The 14821-nt window shown below is 62.8% G+C and carries 20 protein-coding genes; 5 read left to right on the top strand and 15 right to left on the bottom strand.

Annotated features, from left to right (window positions below; genetic code table 11):
* Positions 1 to 114: 114 nt before the first annotated feature.
* Positions 115 to 369 (top strand): hypothetical protein, encoded by a 255-nt coding sequence (locus AC3IF3_RS25430; protein WP_489230753.1) that lies wholly within the window; start codon positions 115 to 117, stop codon positions 367 to 369.
* A gap of 231 nt (positions 370 to 600) precedes the next feature.
* On the opposite strand, the gene AC3IF3_RS25425 is transcribed toward AC3IF3_RS25430, so the two are convergent.
* The 3 genes from AC3IF3_RS25425 to AC3IF3_RS25415 form a co-directional block, all read right to left on the bottom strand.
* A complete protein-coding gene (locus AC3IF3_RS25425; RefSeq protein WP_489230752.1) occupies positions 601 to 984 on the bottom strand; it encodes a phospholipase A2 family protein in 384 nt (127 codons plus the stop codon).
* Positions 985 to 1229: 245 nt separating this feature from the next.
* A complete protein-coding gene (locus tag AC3IF3_RS25420) occupies positions 1230 to 1943 on the bottom strand; it encodes a hypothetical protein (RefSeq protein WP_489230751.1) in 714 nt (237 codons plus the stop codon).
* Entirely contained in the window at positions 1930 to 2808 is an 879-nt protein-coding gene (locus AC3IF3_RS25415) for a helix-turn-helix domain-containing protein (protein ID WP_489230750.1), read from the bottom strand. The genes AC3IF3_RS25420 and AC3IF3_RS25415 overlap by 14 nt, the downstream gene beginning before the upstream one ends.
* A gap of 354 nt (positions 2809 to 3162) precedes the next feature.
* Between AC3IF3_RS25415 and AC3IF3_RS25410 the strand changes: the two genes are divergently transcribed.
* Positions 3163 to 3309 (top strand): hypothetical protein, encoded by a 147-nt coding sequence (locus tag AC3IF3_RS25410; RefSeq protein WP_489230749.1) that lies wholly within the window; start codon positions 3163 to 3165, stop codon positions 3307 to 3309.
* Between the two features lie 174 nt (positions 3310 to 3483).
* Here AC3IF3_RS25410 and AC3IF3_RS25405 read toward each other — a convergent pair whose 3' ends face one another.
* From AC3IF3_RS25405 to AC3IF3_RS25355, 11 genes are all read right to left on the bottom strand, one after another.
* Complete coding sequence (locus tag AC3IF3_RS25405; protein ID WP_489230747.1) at positions 3484 to 3636, bottom strand: hypothetical protein; 153 nt, start codon at positions 3634 to 3636, stop codon at positions 3484 to 3486.
* A 60-nt stretch (positions 3637 to 3696) separates the two neighbouring features.
* Positions 3697 to 3906: a hypothetical protein gene (locus AC3IF3_RS25400; RefSeq protein WP_489230745.1), complete on the bottom strand. Its 210-nt coding sequence runs from the start codon at positions 3904 to 3906 to the stop codon at positions 3697 to 3699.
* A 457-nt stretch (positions 3907 to 4363) separates the two neighbouring features.
* On the bottom strand, positions 4364 to 4747 hold the full coding sequence (locus AC3IF3_RS25395) for a COG4315 family predicted lipoprotein (protein WP_489230744.1): 384 nt from the start codon (positions 4745 to 4747) through the stop codon (positions 4364 to 4366).
* Between the two features lie 186 nt (positions 4748 to 4933).
* Entirely contained in the window at positions 4934 to 5245 is a 312-nt protein-coding gene (locus tag AC3IF3_RS25390) for a hypothetical protein (RefSeq protein ID WP_489230743.1), read from the bottom strand.
* A gap of 161 nt (positions 5246 to 5406) precedes the next feature.
* Positions 5407 to 5607, bottom strand: a complete 201-nt coding sequence (locus AC3IF3_RS25385; RefSeq protein WP_489230742.1) for a hypothetical protein — start codon at positions 5605 to 5607, stop codon at positions 5407 to 5409.
* A 52-nt stretch (positions 5608 to 5659) separates the two neighbouring features.
* Positions 5660 to 5917 (bottom strand): hypothetical protein, encoded by a 258-nt coding sequence (locus AC3IF3_RS25380; RefSeq protein WP_489230741.1) that lies wholly within the window; start codon positions 5915 to 5917, stop codon positions 5660 to 5662.
* 1049 nt (positions 5918 to 6966) lie between these two features.
* Positions 6967 to 7215 (bottom strand): hypothetical protein, encoded by a 249-nt coding sequence (locus tag AC3IF3_RS25375; protein WP_489230740.1) that lies wholly within the window; start codon positions 7213 to 7215, stop codon positions 6967 to 6969.
* A 120-nt stretch (positions 7216 to 7335) separates the two neighbouring features.
* Positions 7336 to 7542 carry a hypothetical protein gene (locus AC3IF3_RS25370; RefSeq protein ID WP_489230739.1) on the bottom strand — a complete coding sequence of 69 codons (207 nt, stop codon included), beginning with the start codon at positions 7540 to 7542 and terminating at the stop codon, positions 7336 to 7338.
* Between the two features lie 78 nt (positions 7543 to 7620).
* Entirely contained in the window at positions 7621 to 7833 is a 213-nt protein-coding gene (locus AC3IF3_RS25365; protein ID WP_489230738.1) for a cold-shock protein, read from the bottom strand.
* Positions 7834 to 8027: 194 nt separating this feature from the next.
* Positions 8028 to 8312: a hypothetical protein gene (locus AC3IF3_RS25360; protein WP_489230737.1), complete on the bottom strand. Its 285-nt coding sequence runs from the start codon at positions 8310 to 8312 to the stop codon at positions 8028 to 8030.
* Between the two features lie 275 nt (positions 8313 to 8587).
* Complete coding sequence (locus AC3IF3_RS25355) at positions 8588 to 8743, bottom strand: hypothetical protein (RefSeq protein WP_489230736.1); 156 nt, start codon at positions 8741 to 8743, stop codon at positions 8588 to 8590.
* Between the two features lie 291 nt (positions 8744 to 9034).
* Here AC3IF3_RS25355 and AC3IF3_RS25350 point away from each other — a divergent pair, with 291 nt between their 5' ends.
* Positions 9035 to 9535 carry a hypothetical protein gene (locus AC3IF3_RS25350; RefSeq protein WP_489230735.1) on the top strand — a complete coding sequence of 167 codons (501 nt, stop codon included), beginning with the start codon at positions 9035 to 9037 and terminating at the stop codon, positions 9533 to 9535.
* Between the two features lie 928 nt (positions 9536 to 10463).
* Here the strand turns inward: AC3IF3_RS25350 and AC3IF3_RS25345 are convergent.
* Positions 10464 to 11009, bottom strand: coding sequence for an MFS transporter (locus AC3IF3_RS25345; RefSeq protein ID WP_489230734.1), 546 nt, complete (start codon positions 11007 to 11009; stop codon positions 10464 to 10466).
* 727 nt (positions 11010 to 11736) lie between these two features.
* Here AC3IF3_RS25345 and AC3IF3_RS25340 point away from each other — a divergent pair.
* Together AC3IF3_RS25340 and AC3IF3_RS25335 are read left to right on the top strand one after the other, a co-directional pair.
* Positions 11737 to 12888: an aldose epimerase family protein gene (locus tag AC3IF3_RS25340; protein ID WP_489230733.1), complete on the top strand. Its 1152-nt coding sequence runs from the start codon at positions 11737 to 11739 to the stop codon at positions 12886 to 12888.
* Positions 12885 to 14684 carry an IlvD/Edd family dehydratase gene (locus tag AC3IF3_RS25335; RefSeq protein ID WP_489218750.1) on the top strand — a complete coding sequence of 600 codons (1800 nt, stop codon included), beginning with the start codon at positions 12885 to 12887 and terminating at the stop codon, positions 14682 to 14684. The genes AC3IF3_RS25340 and AC3IF3_RS25335 overlap by 4 nt, the downstream gene beginning before the upstream one ends.
* Positions 14685 to 14821: the final 137 nt, after the last annotated feature.

Here is a 14821-nt window from a genome sequence, read left to right as displayed (position 1 = left end):
TGCACCTGAAGCGGGACCGGCAGCTCGTTCGCTGCGACGCATGCTTCCGTGATTTGTAGACAGTTGTATGCAAACCTACGGTCGCGCCTTTAGAACCAGCCTAGGGCCCGAGGCATGGATGATACGGCGCAGGCTTTGTCGATGATTGCCGACGCGCTCGGCATCTCGATTGAGACCCTTTGGGTAGCCCGACAGCTGAACGATGCGAAAGGCTTGAGCCTTTCAGAGAATGCTGAGTTGATCCGAGCGTTCGAGAAGCTCGAGGACGTGGCCGTTCGGCACCGCGTCATCAGCTACGTGCAGGGTGAAGCCAATCGAGCCGCATTACGGGCGGTAGGTCGGACCCTGGGAGGGCCGACTGGACCTTAGTGATAATTGACCCCCACCCCCTGCCGCGTCGCACATCGGCTCGGCTCACACGCTGGTGGGACCGGACGCCCCCCACCCCGCGAGCAGATCGGGCCGGAGGACGACCAGCGGAGCGGCAGAGGCCGAGGACGGATCCTGGGTGACCTCCGCCTTCGGCAACCTACTCAGGACGTGGTGCTGAGCCGAGGGCGGACGATGGCTCCGGCGGGTGGGAGCTAAACCCCCGGCCTCTCAGTGAGCGAACCTCGCCGGGAGCACCGACGAAGCGGGACTCGACGCGTTGGACGCCGCGAAGGAGGCTACGAAGCCAGCTAGGGAACGGACATCATCCGGTTGACGCGGATCCCGGGCGACTGCCTCCGCCTCTCGCTCTAGCCGAAGGTTGCAGGCCTTCGAGGGCAGGCCGACATCCGGCGTGCAGGCGTCGTGCCGAGCGCAGGCGGCGTCGAGGGCGTCGATCAGCGGCAGCGGGGCGTTGTTGCCCGAACCGCAGTAGTTCCCGTGGATGAGCAGCTTCGGACCACCATTCGCGGCGGACTGTGCCAGGGACGGAGCAGCCCATGAGGCGATCAAGAAGACTGGGGCGGCGAGGCTGATGACGGTGCGAGCCAACATGGTGGAGACCCTCCAGCACCCACGCCTCGTAGCTCAGCGGCGTTGACGGTGCGAGATATGGTTAATCCCCACACACCATCTCGCGGTGTGCTCTGGAGCACTACCCCTATTTAGATAACGCTCCATTCGCGTGGCCGCACTCGCGACCGCCGGAAACCTCTTCCGCGACATCGTGCAGAACCACGGGCGGCAGATGGCGAAGGCAGAGTGAAAACAACTTTATTCCGCAGCCGCCAGGGTACAAATCAACGTGCGCGAGGCTTATTTCGCCGCACGCTAGATAGGTTCACATCCTCAATCTTCTCCAAAGCATTGATATGTTCTTGCGTTTGAAATGGGGCAGTGCTGAAGAATCGCGAAATGTTCACAGGATGCCCTACACGCCGTTCAATCATAAAGTCAGCGCGCTCTACCGCATCCAGCGGAGATGGCTGTATCACCGAGCCAGGCTTATCTTGCAACGGGCTACCTAAACCAAATGACAGTCTCTTGAGATATGCTCGACTAGTGTCGTTTGTGTAAGCACTAACAATTTCCGACATTGATGAAAGCAGGGAGCTAGCTTCCGAAAATTCCGGCGATAATTCCACGACTATCGCACTCTGATATGATATTTTGCATTTCTCAACTTGATATCTATAGCTAAATGTCGAAATCAGGAATGAAGAAAGATCTTCAAAAATTTCGTGACACGTGTCCGTGTTGGCAGCAGATATAACACATCCATCTTGGACGAATATCATGTGGCCGATTGCGCGGGCAGGTTTATCGTCAGCCCTTAATGCGCCCTGCATCATTACAGTAGGCGCACCTGAACTGCCCACATTAACTGAAAGAAAGTTATATCGCGCATTCAAGAGACTTGCTACATCCTGTGCAGGAGGTTCGACCGATGGCACGTAATCTTCCGGCGAAACTCGGACCGCCATTGAAGCTTGCAGGATGCTAATGAGCTTCATACTGGCCCCAATTATTCAGTGAATTGATGTCGGCAAAAGCAAATGGATCCTGACCAAATCTGGCCCTTGATTGCTTTGCATCCTGTCCGAATTTGGTCAGGTCAATGGCTGGCGACAGACTTTGGTTGCCGACCAATTGAGGTCCGCTCTTAAGGTCTAGCCTAGCCAGAACATTATATAGAGCGGTTGTGTTATAATCACCTTCGGCAACGGGCATCGTGATCAACTTACCCTGCCTATCGCAAAAATTGCTACTTTTAATCTTTTCCGCATCGAATGATGTACGTCGTAAATTCGAAGCGCTCATATTTTGACTGCGTGCTAGCCATTCGTCCCACTCTGGCAAATCAATCCAAAGGGGTAGATCAAAGGCGGCCGCAATTTCGAACAACGTTTGCAGGGTAAGTTTTCCGTAGTCGGGATCTTCAATCCGGGACACGACACTCTGAGTCTTAGACATTTTCTGTCCAAGTTCGGCCTGAGTCCATTTTCTATCTGGCTGCTCCCGCAAGGCGCGGATCATCAAAGCGAGGCGTACGCGAACTTGATCAGCAACGTAGACATCTCGGGCTTCTTTATCTTCCGAAATTTCGTCGACGAGCCCTTCAGAATAATGTAATCCAGAGGTTGCATGCGTGGTTGTCATCTCGCTCAACCTCAGCCTTCCGATTGAGAGCCTGCCTGCAAGCGTTGGGTGGAACCCAACGATCGTTTTTTTCTTTAGCCCAGAAAAGAATTGTGTATTCATCGTTGCCGGATTTAAATCCCAGCGGTCGTTGCTGAGTTTTATCAGCAAAAAACCTGATCTCTGATAGACCTTCGCAATCACCGTGCAGTATTTTGAAGAGATTTTCGTGCCATTCATTTTCCGGCAAACTCGATAAAGCACGAAGGCGCGATCGAAATTTACCCTTGACGTCGGCAGAAGACCTATCGAAGTGGGATTTAATCTCGTTTAATCCCCGAGCAGAGACGTAGCATCGGAACCTCCATGGCGGCGCCATACGGTATCTCAAAATTGCGATGCGATCAACGCTGATCGCTTCGTTCGACGCGAATGCAATTGGTGCACGCATGCAGGTAGGTTGGATCGTGGGTGGCTCAACCAGGACCGGTAACAACCTTCCTCAACCTCACCCCCGGTCCCTCGCCATTCTCCTTGATGAAAATGACGCCACCGGCTTCACGACCTCGGTGAACTCGGGGGCTGGATCACCTGATGCGAGCTGGTGCTGGCGCGCTTGAGCGCGATCCCGGCAGCAGCTTGCCTGCCATCCTCCGTGATCATCCATTCCTCGCGGCCGAAGCGATCATGGCGGCCGGTGCGAGCGATCAAGCCATTCCGGGCCAGACTGTTCAAGGTTGAGCTACCCGGCCTGTAGAAGCGATCCCGCTCCCTCAGAAGCCGGAGGCGGTTTCGGTACGTGTCACTCAGAGGGCCTATCATGTGCCAGCCCACGCAGACTGTGTGCCGACCCCAAGACGCGTGGTTCAGGCCAGCCCCGCAGTGAGCGCCTCTTTCACGAGGAAGGGGATGGGGTCAGTGCAGCCGCCAGACCCTTTGGTTCGTAGCCACAATCGCCAGGACGTAAAGGGCGACGCCGAGCGGCGTGCCGTAGGAGATCACAAGGACGCCGATCCCGATCCAGCCGGCCAGCAGCGCGACCATTATGGCTAGCACGCGAGGGTTCATGGCCGCCTCCGTCAGGACCGCTTCGCCTTCAACGCTTCCTTTTCGAGCCGGCGTAGTGGGTCAGGAGCCCAAATAACCTGCACGGCATAGTTCGCGACGAACCTCTTCAAAGATTTCGCCCGTCAGATCATCGTTGCCCGCAGGGGGTGGAAGCAGCGGCTGTATAGGCGCCAACTTGGCGTTCCCCGCAGCCATCGGCGGCTTAACTGACTCACCTTTCGATAGGTGCTTCTTTGGCCTACGAACCTTGAGCAACAGTTCGTTCAGCATAAGCTCTCCGCGGATGCTGAATGAGCCCGCCTTAAGGCGGCATCGTGGACCTGAAATCAGTTCTCGTAAACAGCAGAGCCAAATCGCTCACAATCATGTCACTTCAGATAGCCCTTTGCATTCGGGCTCTCGTCGAGCCGAACTGTCAAAGGGTATCCCAAATCCACGCCGCTCCCATCATCGTGCCACCGCCTATCATCAAGGCGACCACGACGTAGGCGTGCAGGCGATCGTAGATAGATACGGGCATTGCAAGCAGCCCCGATCAAGTGAAGTTCTATGATCCCGCGGAGCTTGGCGGCACGCCATAATCAAATGTTAACAACCGGTAAATTCCAGCACCGCGTGATCCAGCCGCCACAGTTTTGGCTCATTTCGACAAGCTTGGCGCAGGCCGTTCGGCAGTGATTAGGACCGCTTCGCTTTCAAGGCGTCCTCTACGAGGCGGCGGATACGATCAGGGCTTGGCGATGTGCCATGCTCCGTTGAACACGCCATCGCCATTGGCATCGCCGGGCTTCGTATCCTTGGCGAAGGTGTAAAGCGGCTTGCCCTTGTAGGCCCATTGCGTGGTGCCGTCGTCGCGCGCCACAACTGTCCAGTCGCCGGACGCCGCAGAGCCGGGAGCAGCCGTAAGTGCTGGCCAGTTCGCCGCACAGGTGCCGTTGCAGGCGGATTTGCCGGCCGAGTCCTTGTCGAAGGTGTAAAGGGTCATGTTCTTGGCATCTATTAGGGCCGGACCCTTGGGAGTCTGGCCAGGCATCGCCGGCGCAGCAGCTTGGGCAGACACCACAGCGAAGGCCAAGCATGTGATGGCAGAGCGGATCAGCAAGGTGCGCATCGGTAGGATCTCCCGCGGTCGGGCCTGACCGCATCGAGAGATATGCTAGCGGTCCGCGTCTGTTCCGAGCGATGCAAAATTTCGGGCCCCGGAGCAACCGCTCAATGTTCGTTCTTGGCGAGCTCCGACAGAGGTGCGCGTAGCCAGGCGAGCTGTGATGATATGGCCACCCAGCCGATCTGATGCCTACTGGCACACCACGTAGGCAGTGACGTTGAGTGCCGCGTTCTCGTCCGATTGGTTCACGATCGCAACACGCCAACCCGTGTTTGTGCCGTCGGTGTAGGGATGGCTAGCGCTAGCTGACAATAGCATCCTGTCGTTGGTAATTTCGTAGCCGCCCGACACACCCTTCTGACCGTTCGCGCACATGACCTTCTGTTCGGCTGTCTGGTGCGATGCGAGCGATTTCTCGGGGAAGGTGGCCTGAACGACGTCCGCTGCGATAGCGGCGCTTCCGAGGGAAAAGAAAGCGAGCGTGCTCAGAAGCTTAAGCATCACGGTCTCCAGTGGCCGTCCATGCGACCTTTCCCCAAATGGGACCGATCGCTTTAGCCAGCAATCTCATCGTTGGGTCTGCTCACACCTTCCGCTTCGATACCGGCTTCCGGCCCCGCCGTTCTCAGGAATGATCTCCAAACCGGTGGCCTCGATGGCAGCTACCACGCGCCCAAAAGATGCCCGCCGGCCAGCACGACGACAACCATTGTCACAGCCGAGATGGTAAATTTCTCCGCCAATTCGGACAGGCGGTAGGGGCGACGCCGACTGGTTCGAGGCTTGAAGACCACGATCTTCGGATCCGTCAGATGCTGGGTCAGGCTGTCGGGTAGCCTGCGCTTCAAACGCGCCTTGCGCATACAGTCCCCCTCTGAAGATCAGTCCGCTTAAGTGCCATTTTCACGGGCGGTGCTACTGCCGAGGAGCTGGTGCAGGAGGTTGCGGAGAAGCCCCTGGCTGCGCAGGTGCTTGCGGGATTGAGCTTGATGGCGACGCCGGCGACTGAGTTGAGGCCGAGCCTGCCGATCCTTGATCGTTCTGCAGCGTCTGGTTCGCCTGGGTCTGGATCTGGTCAGCGGTCTGCTGGCTGATTAAGCCGTAGGAGACAGCCGCCGCGAGAGCGATGGCGATGACCGCACCGATGATCGTCTTGGTGAGCTTCGGCGGCATCGAGTCATCCTTTTGCGTGATCGTCCCAACTGCAGCGCCTCTTCCACAAGGCGGCGGATGAGCAGAAGCTTCGGACTAATCGTCTTCCTCAAGGCGCCGGTCCTCCCTACGACGCAGCCGCCGCTCGCCGGCATACTCTTCTGCTGCCCGTGGCGGGACACCAACGGCCTCCCCTTCTCGAATGCCTTCGAGGACATTGGCTCGGCCGTCCCGACCCTCGGTGCCGCCTGGTTCGGTCACTGCAGGCTCACCGGCTGGCGCACTGTAGGATTGAGCCTGAGCGACACCTGCGCTGCCGAGCAGCGTGGCGAGGGAAGCGACAAGGGCAAGCTTCGTCATGGCGCGCTCATCCGTTCGATCGCAGCGGATTTTGCTGTGTCGTTCGGCACGAGATGTAGGGCTGCAATCCGCTGGAGCGAATACGGCCTATTTCAGGTCGCCCTTCGCTTTCAGGTGCTCTGTGAGAAGGGTTTGAGAGTGCCCCCGCCCCCGCCGCGATCGTGCACAATGACATTGCCCACGCGAGCTTCCCAGATCAACTCCAGCAGCAACCAGCGGCGGTGCGGTCAGGGTCCGCGTGGCTGTACGAGCCGTGATGATATGGCCGCCCAGCTCCGTGACCGACTTTACATGGCAACCCCCATGCATGCCTTCGGGCATGGCTGTGTTCCACCTCCAATGCGTGGTCCACCGTGGATGCGTGAGTGGCATCGCGCTCGACGCTCAGCGGATCGAAGCCCGTACCGAAGCTGAGGCTGTCAGAGAGGCCGAGGAACGGTTCACCCAGCTTCTTGGGATGCGATCGGGATTGGCCAGCCTAAAGGACGATGCAGGCCGCGTGGTTTGGCCCTCGCGTCGCCCTGTAGAGCCCCACGCTTCCGCCGAAGCGCAAGAGGCTGAGGGATAGGCGCCACGGGGTTTCGAGGTCAGGTCTGCGCGAGGTTAAGGGGTAGTGGCCCCGGCGCACAATTCGAACACGGCCTGATGGGGCTCGGTGCCACCCCTTGCGACAAGGGGCCTGCACGCGAAAGCTTGACCCAATCGACGGCTCACAGTCGCTCTGGCTTTGCGAGCATGATGGCGGCTCGCACGGCAGCGCGCCGGAGCTCAAAGCTCGCCCAAGGTTGGCCGATCAAAGTTTTGGCGAAGGGGTGGTCCGCGATGGCTGCAGCCGGGTCCATCCGATAGCCCTTGCCGAACGAGACCGGATCAGAGGCCGGGTCGGCCATGTAGGCGTTCATGACGGCAGCGACGTCGTCGTCGACGATGTCGAGGGTGTCGAACAGATTGAGCGTCATGAGCCGGTTCGCCATGACCACGCCCTAGCGACTTCACGATCGCCATGCTCTGAACGAGGTTAACCGATCGCGTGCAGCTCGGTCATTTCTCTGCGAGGTGCGGCAGTCAGTAGGATGTGCTCAGCGGCGGCCACCATCAGCCCCTGGCTTCATCGCCCGCTCGACAGCCTCCATGGCGCTCTCAAAGGCTTTGGCTTCGCTACGATGCGGCCGGTCGGAGCGCTCGATCAGCGTGCCGCTCCGACGGATCGCCCATTGGAAGTGGCCTTCCGGTTTGGGAAGCGGCGAGACCTTGATGGAGTAGGGGTGCGGGACTTCATTGGCCATCAGCACGTTGTGCCAGCCTACAGGCGATGACGCCACCGCCGAGGCGGCATCATCGATCCATAGGCCGGCCTGTTACGGTCAAGCCGTCTTCAGGTTCGCGGCGCTCTCCTTGCCGCTACGCCGGTCGGCCTCGACATCGTAGGAGATCTTCTGCCCCTCGATCAGGTTGCGCATGCCGGCGCGCTCGACAGCCGAGATGTGGACGAACACGTCTCTGCCGCCGCCGTCATCGGGCTGGATGAAGCCGTAGCCCTTGGTCTCGTTGAACCACTTCACAGTGCCGGTAGCCATAGCAGTATCCTAGTCGTCGTCGACTCGCCAACGCGGCGTGCCATGGGGTTCGAACCTGCACATCTGGTCGCGTGTTCCAGAAGAGAGGGCGCACCGCTACTCGATATCGGCCGCGGAAACGCTCACCCCTTCCGCTCTCGAAAGCGGATCTCGGCCCCTCGCCGTTCTCCTCGATGAAGATGACGGCGTCGGCTTCACTCTTTCGGCGAGGGTTCGGCGGCTGCAGCACCCGCCTCGGGTGCAGGGCCGGTATCGAGGGTACCCCCGCTGACCAGTGCGGCAGCCCAGGCGCTTGCGATTAGACGGACCTGCTCGATGGCCTCGGCCCGGGTGAACGGTTCATCGCCCTCGTCGCCACTACCGTCTGACCACGCCACGAAACCGGTACGCCGGCCGTTGGCATCCTCGACGCAGGCCGCGTCATCGAGGATGCAGATGCGGAGCGGGAGCGTGAGGCCGAGCGTGGGCATGCGAGCCATGTAGAGCGTGCGGGATCGACTTCGACTGCCCTGCCTACCTCAACAGCCCGCTCACCATCGTAACCATGCCGAAGCCGAGTGAGATGAGAGCCGCAACGAGCAAAGCGCGGTCGATGGCACGGCTGCGGGCTTTCTGGATTTCATTCTGCATCGGTCAACTCCCTTGGCCCGAAGCTGATCGGCGTTCATTTCCTGGGTGTTGCTGGGAGTAACAGATCCGTGAGCGATGCACTGGCGCAACTGTTGCGATGAAGTTCGCACGCGGGCGAATGAGATCAGCGAAAAACCGCGGCGACCAAACCTACGGCCGTGAGGCCGGCTGTTAGAACCATCACCTGCGGATGTTCGTAGCCAATCCCGTTAAGGATATTCACGGCGCCGGCTGCCACGACGATGACGCCCATCATCATTTGGGCCCGGGTCAGCCTCATTTAAGATAGCCCTTCGCCTTCAGGTGCTCGGTGAGGGCTTCACGAAGGATATCCGGCCGCGATGGCTTTGGATCCGGTCGAGCGTCGATCAGGGCATCGAGGGGGGCGGTATGTTCGGGATGCAACCGAACGGTGACCGGCTCGCCCTGGCCCGTTGGCTTAGGGCCACGGCGTTTCTTTGGTGTCAAAGTTTCTTGCGTGCCCATAAGATCCATGGTGCCAAGAAAGCGGCCCGACAGGAAGGTGAGATTTTCAGCCGGGCCTGACCATCCACGCACTGGAGCTACGTCAATGGCTACCCACGCCCATAGCACACGCACGCCCTTATTACCTCTGTCCGGCAGCTATCAGCCGGGCCCCGTCACCCACGCAATCCGTGCGATGCGGGCAGCCGATCCCGCCGATCAGGCCATCGCGGCCATCGAGAACGGGCTAAGCCGGCACTTCGCTGAGGCCGACGCCAGCGGTCCCGCCACACCAGCCACCCTGGCCAAGCGCGCAGCGGCTTTGCGCCAGCGCCTTGAGGCTCACATCGGCCATGGCGCTCAGGATCCGCACCTGCCGCACCAGGATCGCCTAATCGCCGCACACGCCGCCGCCATGGCCGTGCGCTGGGTGTTCGAGGTCGAGGATCCAGACGCCGAGCGCTACAAGGCAGCCCTGGCCGTCGACAACGTGCTGAGACGTCTCCTCAGTGAGGTACTAGGCCTGCCTGCGCCACGCACAATGGCCGGGCTCGCGGTAGTCTGGCTCGCAGCCGCCTTCGAGGTCGAGGGCGCGCTATCGCACTGATGCCTGGAGAATGAGGACAAGCTGGCCACCACGGCTCGGGCGATCCTGTCGCTGACCCGTACCGAGCTGCCTGCCGGCTTCCTCGGCTTCGGTGACGAGCCGGACTTCGAGGCGCGTGAGCAAGCGATCCTGACGCCGCCTGTTGGGTAGGCCGATCCCGAGCATCCACGCCCGTCCTTGTGAAGCTGAGATAGCAGGACGGGCGTGGAGGTCGGTGGGACCAAACCGACGCCGCTACCGAGGCAAGAACCGTGCAGCCACGCCCGCCGTTTGGCCTAGTCGGCTTAGACAGCTTTAAGGCGAGCGTGGAGGTCAGCGAAGCGCCCGCAGCCGCTAACCTCATAACGGATGCAAAGAGCGTGCGGCAGGACACGAGCTTTACTCAAGCAATGGGCCCAACTGGTCAATTCTTTGTGTAACCGCATTTGTTGGACATCTTGGTGCTCCAGCACCCATCCTGCATGCACTTCGGCATAGCATCTGCGCATTGCGACGTGCAAGCAGGCTTCTTCGCGAAATTGGTCTCGCAGAAGTTAAAACATTCTTTGTTACGTTCGTTACAACTCATCGCAATGGCACTTGATGACCCGACTGCGCCGATCGCCATCAGGACCAAACTAGTAAGAAGCGCAAATCGCATGGGAGCACCTCAACAAAGCGCGCTGATTCGCGCCGCCGACGATGGTTCACTAGGGAGCAAGTCCTGGCAAGGGCAGCGAGTACTTGCTCAAAACTGATCAGGGTTGGGGCCAAGTTCGAGCCTGCGCTGGCTGCACGAAACTTGGCGCGCCCTCTCACGAACGCCGCTCGTGCATCCCGTGCGGGCGGATCAGTCCTAAACCGTACCTATGAAGTCGCCAAATCAGCATGGGCTAAGATGTGGGTAGACGCCCAAAACCAAAAGATAAGCGCCTGATTAAATTGATTTTTAGTCTAAATATCCGGGGATCAGGTAGCCGCCGAACAGCGGCGCCAGGGTGGTGCCGAGGGAATTGAAGGCCTGGACGAGGTTCAGCCGCGCCGGGGCGCTCTCCGGAGGGCCGACCACCGCCACGTAGGGGTTGGCGGCGACCTGGAGCAGGGTGATGCCGCTCGCGATCACGAACAGAGCCGTGAGCGTGATCGCGAAGGAGACCCGGTGGGACGCCAGCACCATGCCGAGGGTGCCGGCCGCCATGATGCCGAGGCCGATCACCAGGGCGCGCTGATAGCCGACGCGGGCGATCAGCGCCGCCGCGGGCATCGAGGCGACGAAATAGGCGATGAACCAGACCGACTCGATCAGGGTGGTCTGGGTGTAGTCGAGGTCGAACACGCTGCGCAGGTGCGGCAGCAGGGTGTTGTTGATGACCGTGATGAAGCCCCACATGAAGAACAGGCTGGCCAGCAGCGACAGGGCCGGGCGGGCGCTCACCTGCTCCTGCGCGCCGGTCCCGGCTGCAGCCGGCCCGGCGCTCGCGATGGGTGCTGCCATCGAGCGGTTCCTCTCTCGGCGGGCCGCCTTACCCCGGGCCCGCTTGCCCAGGGCCAGCTTGGCTCCGCTCATTTGTCCGAGTATCGCCCGGTGTCGCGGGCGTCAACCGGGACAGCGCCGACGCGCCCGACCATCGCAGCTGCGGACGAGACCTGGACGGGGCGATGCGGCATCCTCAGCCTGCCCCGGCAGCGACACCCCGCAAGCCTCGGGCTGGATTGCCCCGCATCGTATCGGTCGCAGGCCCATCGAGGCTCGTCACCGGAGGCCTCGGCATGGGCGGCCCCACCACACCCGTACGTTCACCGATGGTCCTCTCGTCGGCGCGGCCGGATACGATACCTCCGGCCCCAGGGTTGTACGATGGCCGGTACGAGGCCCGAGATCCGGATGCCATGAAGCAGATCTCTTCCGCGGTCTTGCAGGAACCGGGCAATCGCTCCAGCGACGCCCGCGCCGATCGGATCCTGGCCTTCAGCAAGACCGACTGAGAGAGGGCCCGGCGGCTCGGGACGCGCAGCGGGGCGCGACCGCCATATTGAGAAAAGCCCTGACCGGCCCGTCGCGGCGGAGAGCGCCAACGGCGACGTTGCGGTCTGTCGGGGCGCCGTGTTGTCCATTTTATTTGTAGGAGTATATGATCGGATTCGCGGAGATCAACCGCGGCCCCCGTCGCGAACCGGCGCATGATCGCCGGGACGGGGGATCCACAACAGGGGAGGAAGCGATGCGTGGAGTCGGACTCGTGGCCGTGTGCGCCGGTGTAGCCATCCCGGCCCTGGCTCAGGCCGGGGCGCCGTCCAGGACCGTGTTCGGCACGCTCCCGGACGGGCGGACGGTGGAGGAAGTGACGCTGACCAACGGGAAGGGGGTCACCGCCCGGATCCTCTCCTGGGGGGCGCTCCTGCGGTGTCTCGACGTGCCGGATCGCGCGGGCAAACCGGCGGACGTGGTGCTCGGCTACAACGACCTCGCCGGCTACCTGGCCAAGCCCAACTATTTCGGCGTGAGCGTCGGGCGCTACGCCAACCGCATCCGGGCGGGCCGCTTCACCCTGGACGGGCAGGCCTACACGCTGGCCACCAACGACGGCCCGAACGCCCTGCACGGCGGCGCGGCCGGCTTCGACAAGCGGCTCTGGACCATCACCGGCGTGACCGGCGGCGCGGCCCCGTCGGTCACCCTGCGCTACGTCAGCCCGGACGGCGAGGAGGGCTATCCCGGCACGCTGACGGCGACCGCCACCTACAGGCTGGACGACACGAACACCCTCACGGTCACCTACGAGGCCACCACCGACAAGCCGACGATCGTCAACCTGACCAACCACAGCTTCTTCAACCTCGCGGGGGAGGGCTCGGGCCGGTCGATCCTGGACCAGACGCTGACCATCCCGGCGGAGCGCTACACGCCGGTCGACGCCACCCTGATCCCCACCGGGGAGCACCTGCCGGTGGCGGGCACGCCCTTCGACTTCCGCAAGCCTGCGGTGATCGGCGCGCGCATCCGCGACGGCCGGGACGTCCAGATCGCCCGCGGGCGCGGCTACGACCACAACTGGGTGGTGACCGGCGCCCCCACCGCCGAGCCGCACCTCGTGGCGCGGGTGGAGGAACCGGGATCCGGCCGGGTGCTGGAGATTGCCAGCACCCAGCCGGGGGTGCAGTTTTACGCCGGAAACTTCCTCGACGCGACCGCGGTGGGCAAATCCGGCCTCGCCTACCGGCAGTCGGACGCCCTCGCCCTTGAGCCGGAACTCTTCCCCGACACGCCGAACCAGCCGGCCTTCGGGTCCGCCCGGCTCGACCCCGGCCAGACCTACCGGAACGTGATCACCTACCGCTTCTCGACCAGCCCCGCTCACCGGACCCGCCAATGACCGACCGACCGATTGCACGCCCCCTGCGCTCGCGCGCCTGGTTCGACAACCCCGACAACATCGACATGACGGCGCTCTACCTGGAGCGCTACCTGAACTTCGGCCTCAGCCTGGAGGAGCTGCGCTCGGGCAAGCCGATCATCGGCATCGCCCAGACCGGGTCCGACCTGTCGCCGTGCAATCGGCACCACCTCGTCCTCGCGGAGCGGATCCGCGAGGGCATCCGCGAGGCCGGCGGCATCGTGCTGGAATTCCCGGTCCACCCGATCCAGGAGACCGGCAAGCGGCCGACCGCGGGCCTCGACCGCAACCTCGCCTATCTCGGCCTCGTGGAGCTGCTCTACGGCTATCCGCTGGACGGGGTGGTGCTGACCACGGGCTGCGACAAGACCACCCCGGCCTGCCTGATGGCGGCCGCCACCGTGAACATCCCGGCCATCGCGCTCTCGGTGGGGCCGATGCTGAACGGCTGGTTCAAGGGCCAGCGCACCGGCTCCGGCACCATCGTGTGGCGGGCGCGCGAGATGCTGGCGGCGGGCGAGATCGACCACGAGGGCTTCATCAAGCTGGTCACCTCGTCGGCGCCCTCCACCGGCTTCTGCAACACGATGGGCACGGCCACGACCATGAACACCCTCGCCGAGGCCCTGGGCATGATGCTGCCCGGCTCGGCGGCGATCCCCGCCCCCTACCGCGACCGGCAGGAGGTCGCCTACCTGACCGGCAAGCGCATCGTCGCGATGGTGGCCGAGGACCTGAAGCCCTCCGAGATCCTGACCCGCGACGCCTTCCTCAACGCCATCGTGGTCAATTCGGCGATCGGCGGCTCGACCAACGCGCCGATCCACCTGGCGGCGATCGCCCGGCACATGGGGGTCGAACTCGACATCGCCGACTGGCAGACCTACGGGCTCGACGTGCCGCTGCTCGTGAACCTGCAGCCGGCCGGCGCCTATCTCGGCGAGGATTACTACCGCGCCGGCAGCCTTCCGGCGGTGGTGGCGCAGCTCATGAGCCGCGGCCTGATCCGCGAGGGCGCCCTGACGGTGAACGGGCGCACCATCGGCGAGAATTGCCGCGGCGCGACGATCGAGGACGCGGACGTGATCCGGCCGATCGACACCCCCCTTATGGAATCGGCCGGCTTCCTGGTGCTGCGCGGCAACCTGTTCGAGGCCGCGGTGATGAAGACCAGCGTGATCGGGGAGGAGTTCCGCAACCGCTACCTGTCGAACCCGGAGGATCCGGACGCCTTCGAGGGTCCGGTCGTGGTGTTCGACGGGCCCGAGGATTACCACCACCGGATCGACGATCCGAGCCTCGGCATCACAGCGGAGACCCTGCTGGTGATGCGGGGCGCCGGGCCGGTGGGCTATCCCGGGGCCGCCGAGGTGGTGAACATGCGCCCGCCCGCGGATCTGATCCGGGCCGGAATCCACGCGCTGCCCTGCCTCGGCGACGGGCGCCAGTCCGGCACCTCGGCCTCGCCGTCGATCCTCAACGCCTCCCCGGAGGCGGCGGCCGGCGGCGGCCTCGCGCTGCTGCGGACCGGCGACCGGGTGCGGGTGGACCTGCGCCGCGGCACCGCCGACATGCTGGTCGACGCGGACGAACTCGCCCGCCGCCGCCGCGCCCTGGAGGAGGCCGGCGGCTACGCCTACCCGGCCTCGCAGACCCCCTGGCAGGCGATGCAGCGCGCCGCGGTGGGGCAGATGCATACGGGCGCGATCCTGGAGGGCGCCGAGCGCTTCCAGCGGATCGCGCAGACCAGCGGCCTGCCGCGCGACAACCACTGATCGGATTCGAAAGGTCCGGGACCTTTCGCGGGTGCAGGGCGGAGCCCGCTGGGTTCGGGCGAAGCCCGATATCGGGTTCAAAGGACTCGGGTTTCTGCCCGATGCCCCGCCCAAGGGCTCGCCCTTTGGGATCCCGG

The organism is Methylobacterium sp. J-118, from assembly GCF_057836565.1.
This window is presented reverse-complemented; position numbering and strand designations above follow the sequence as displayed.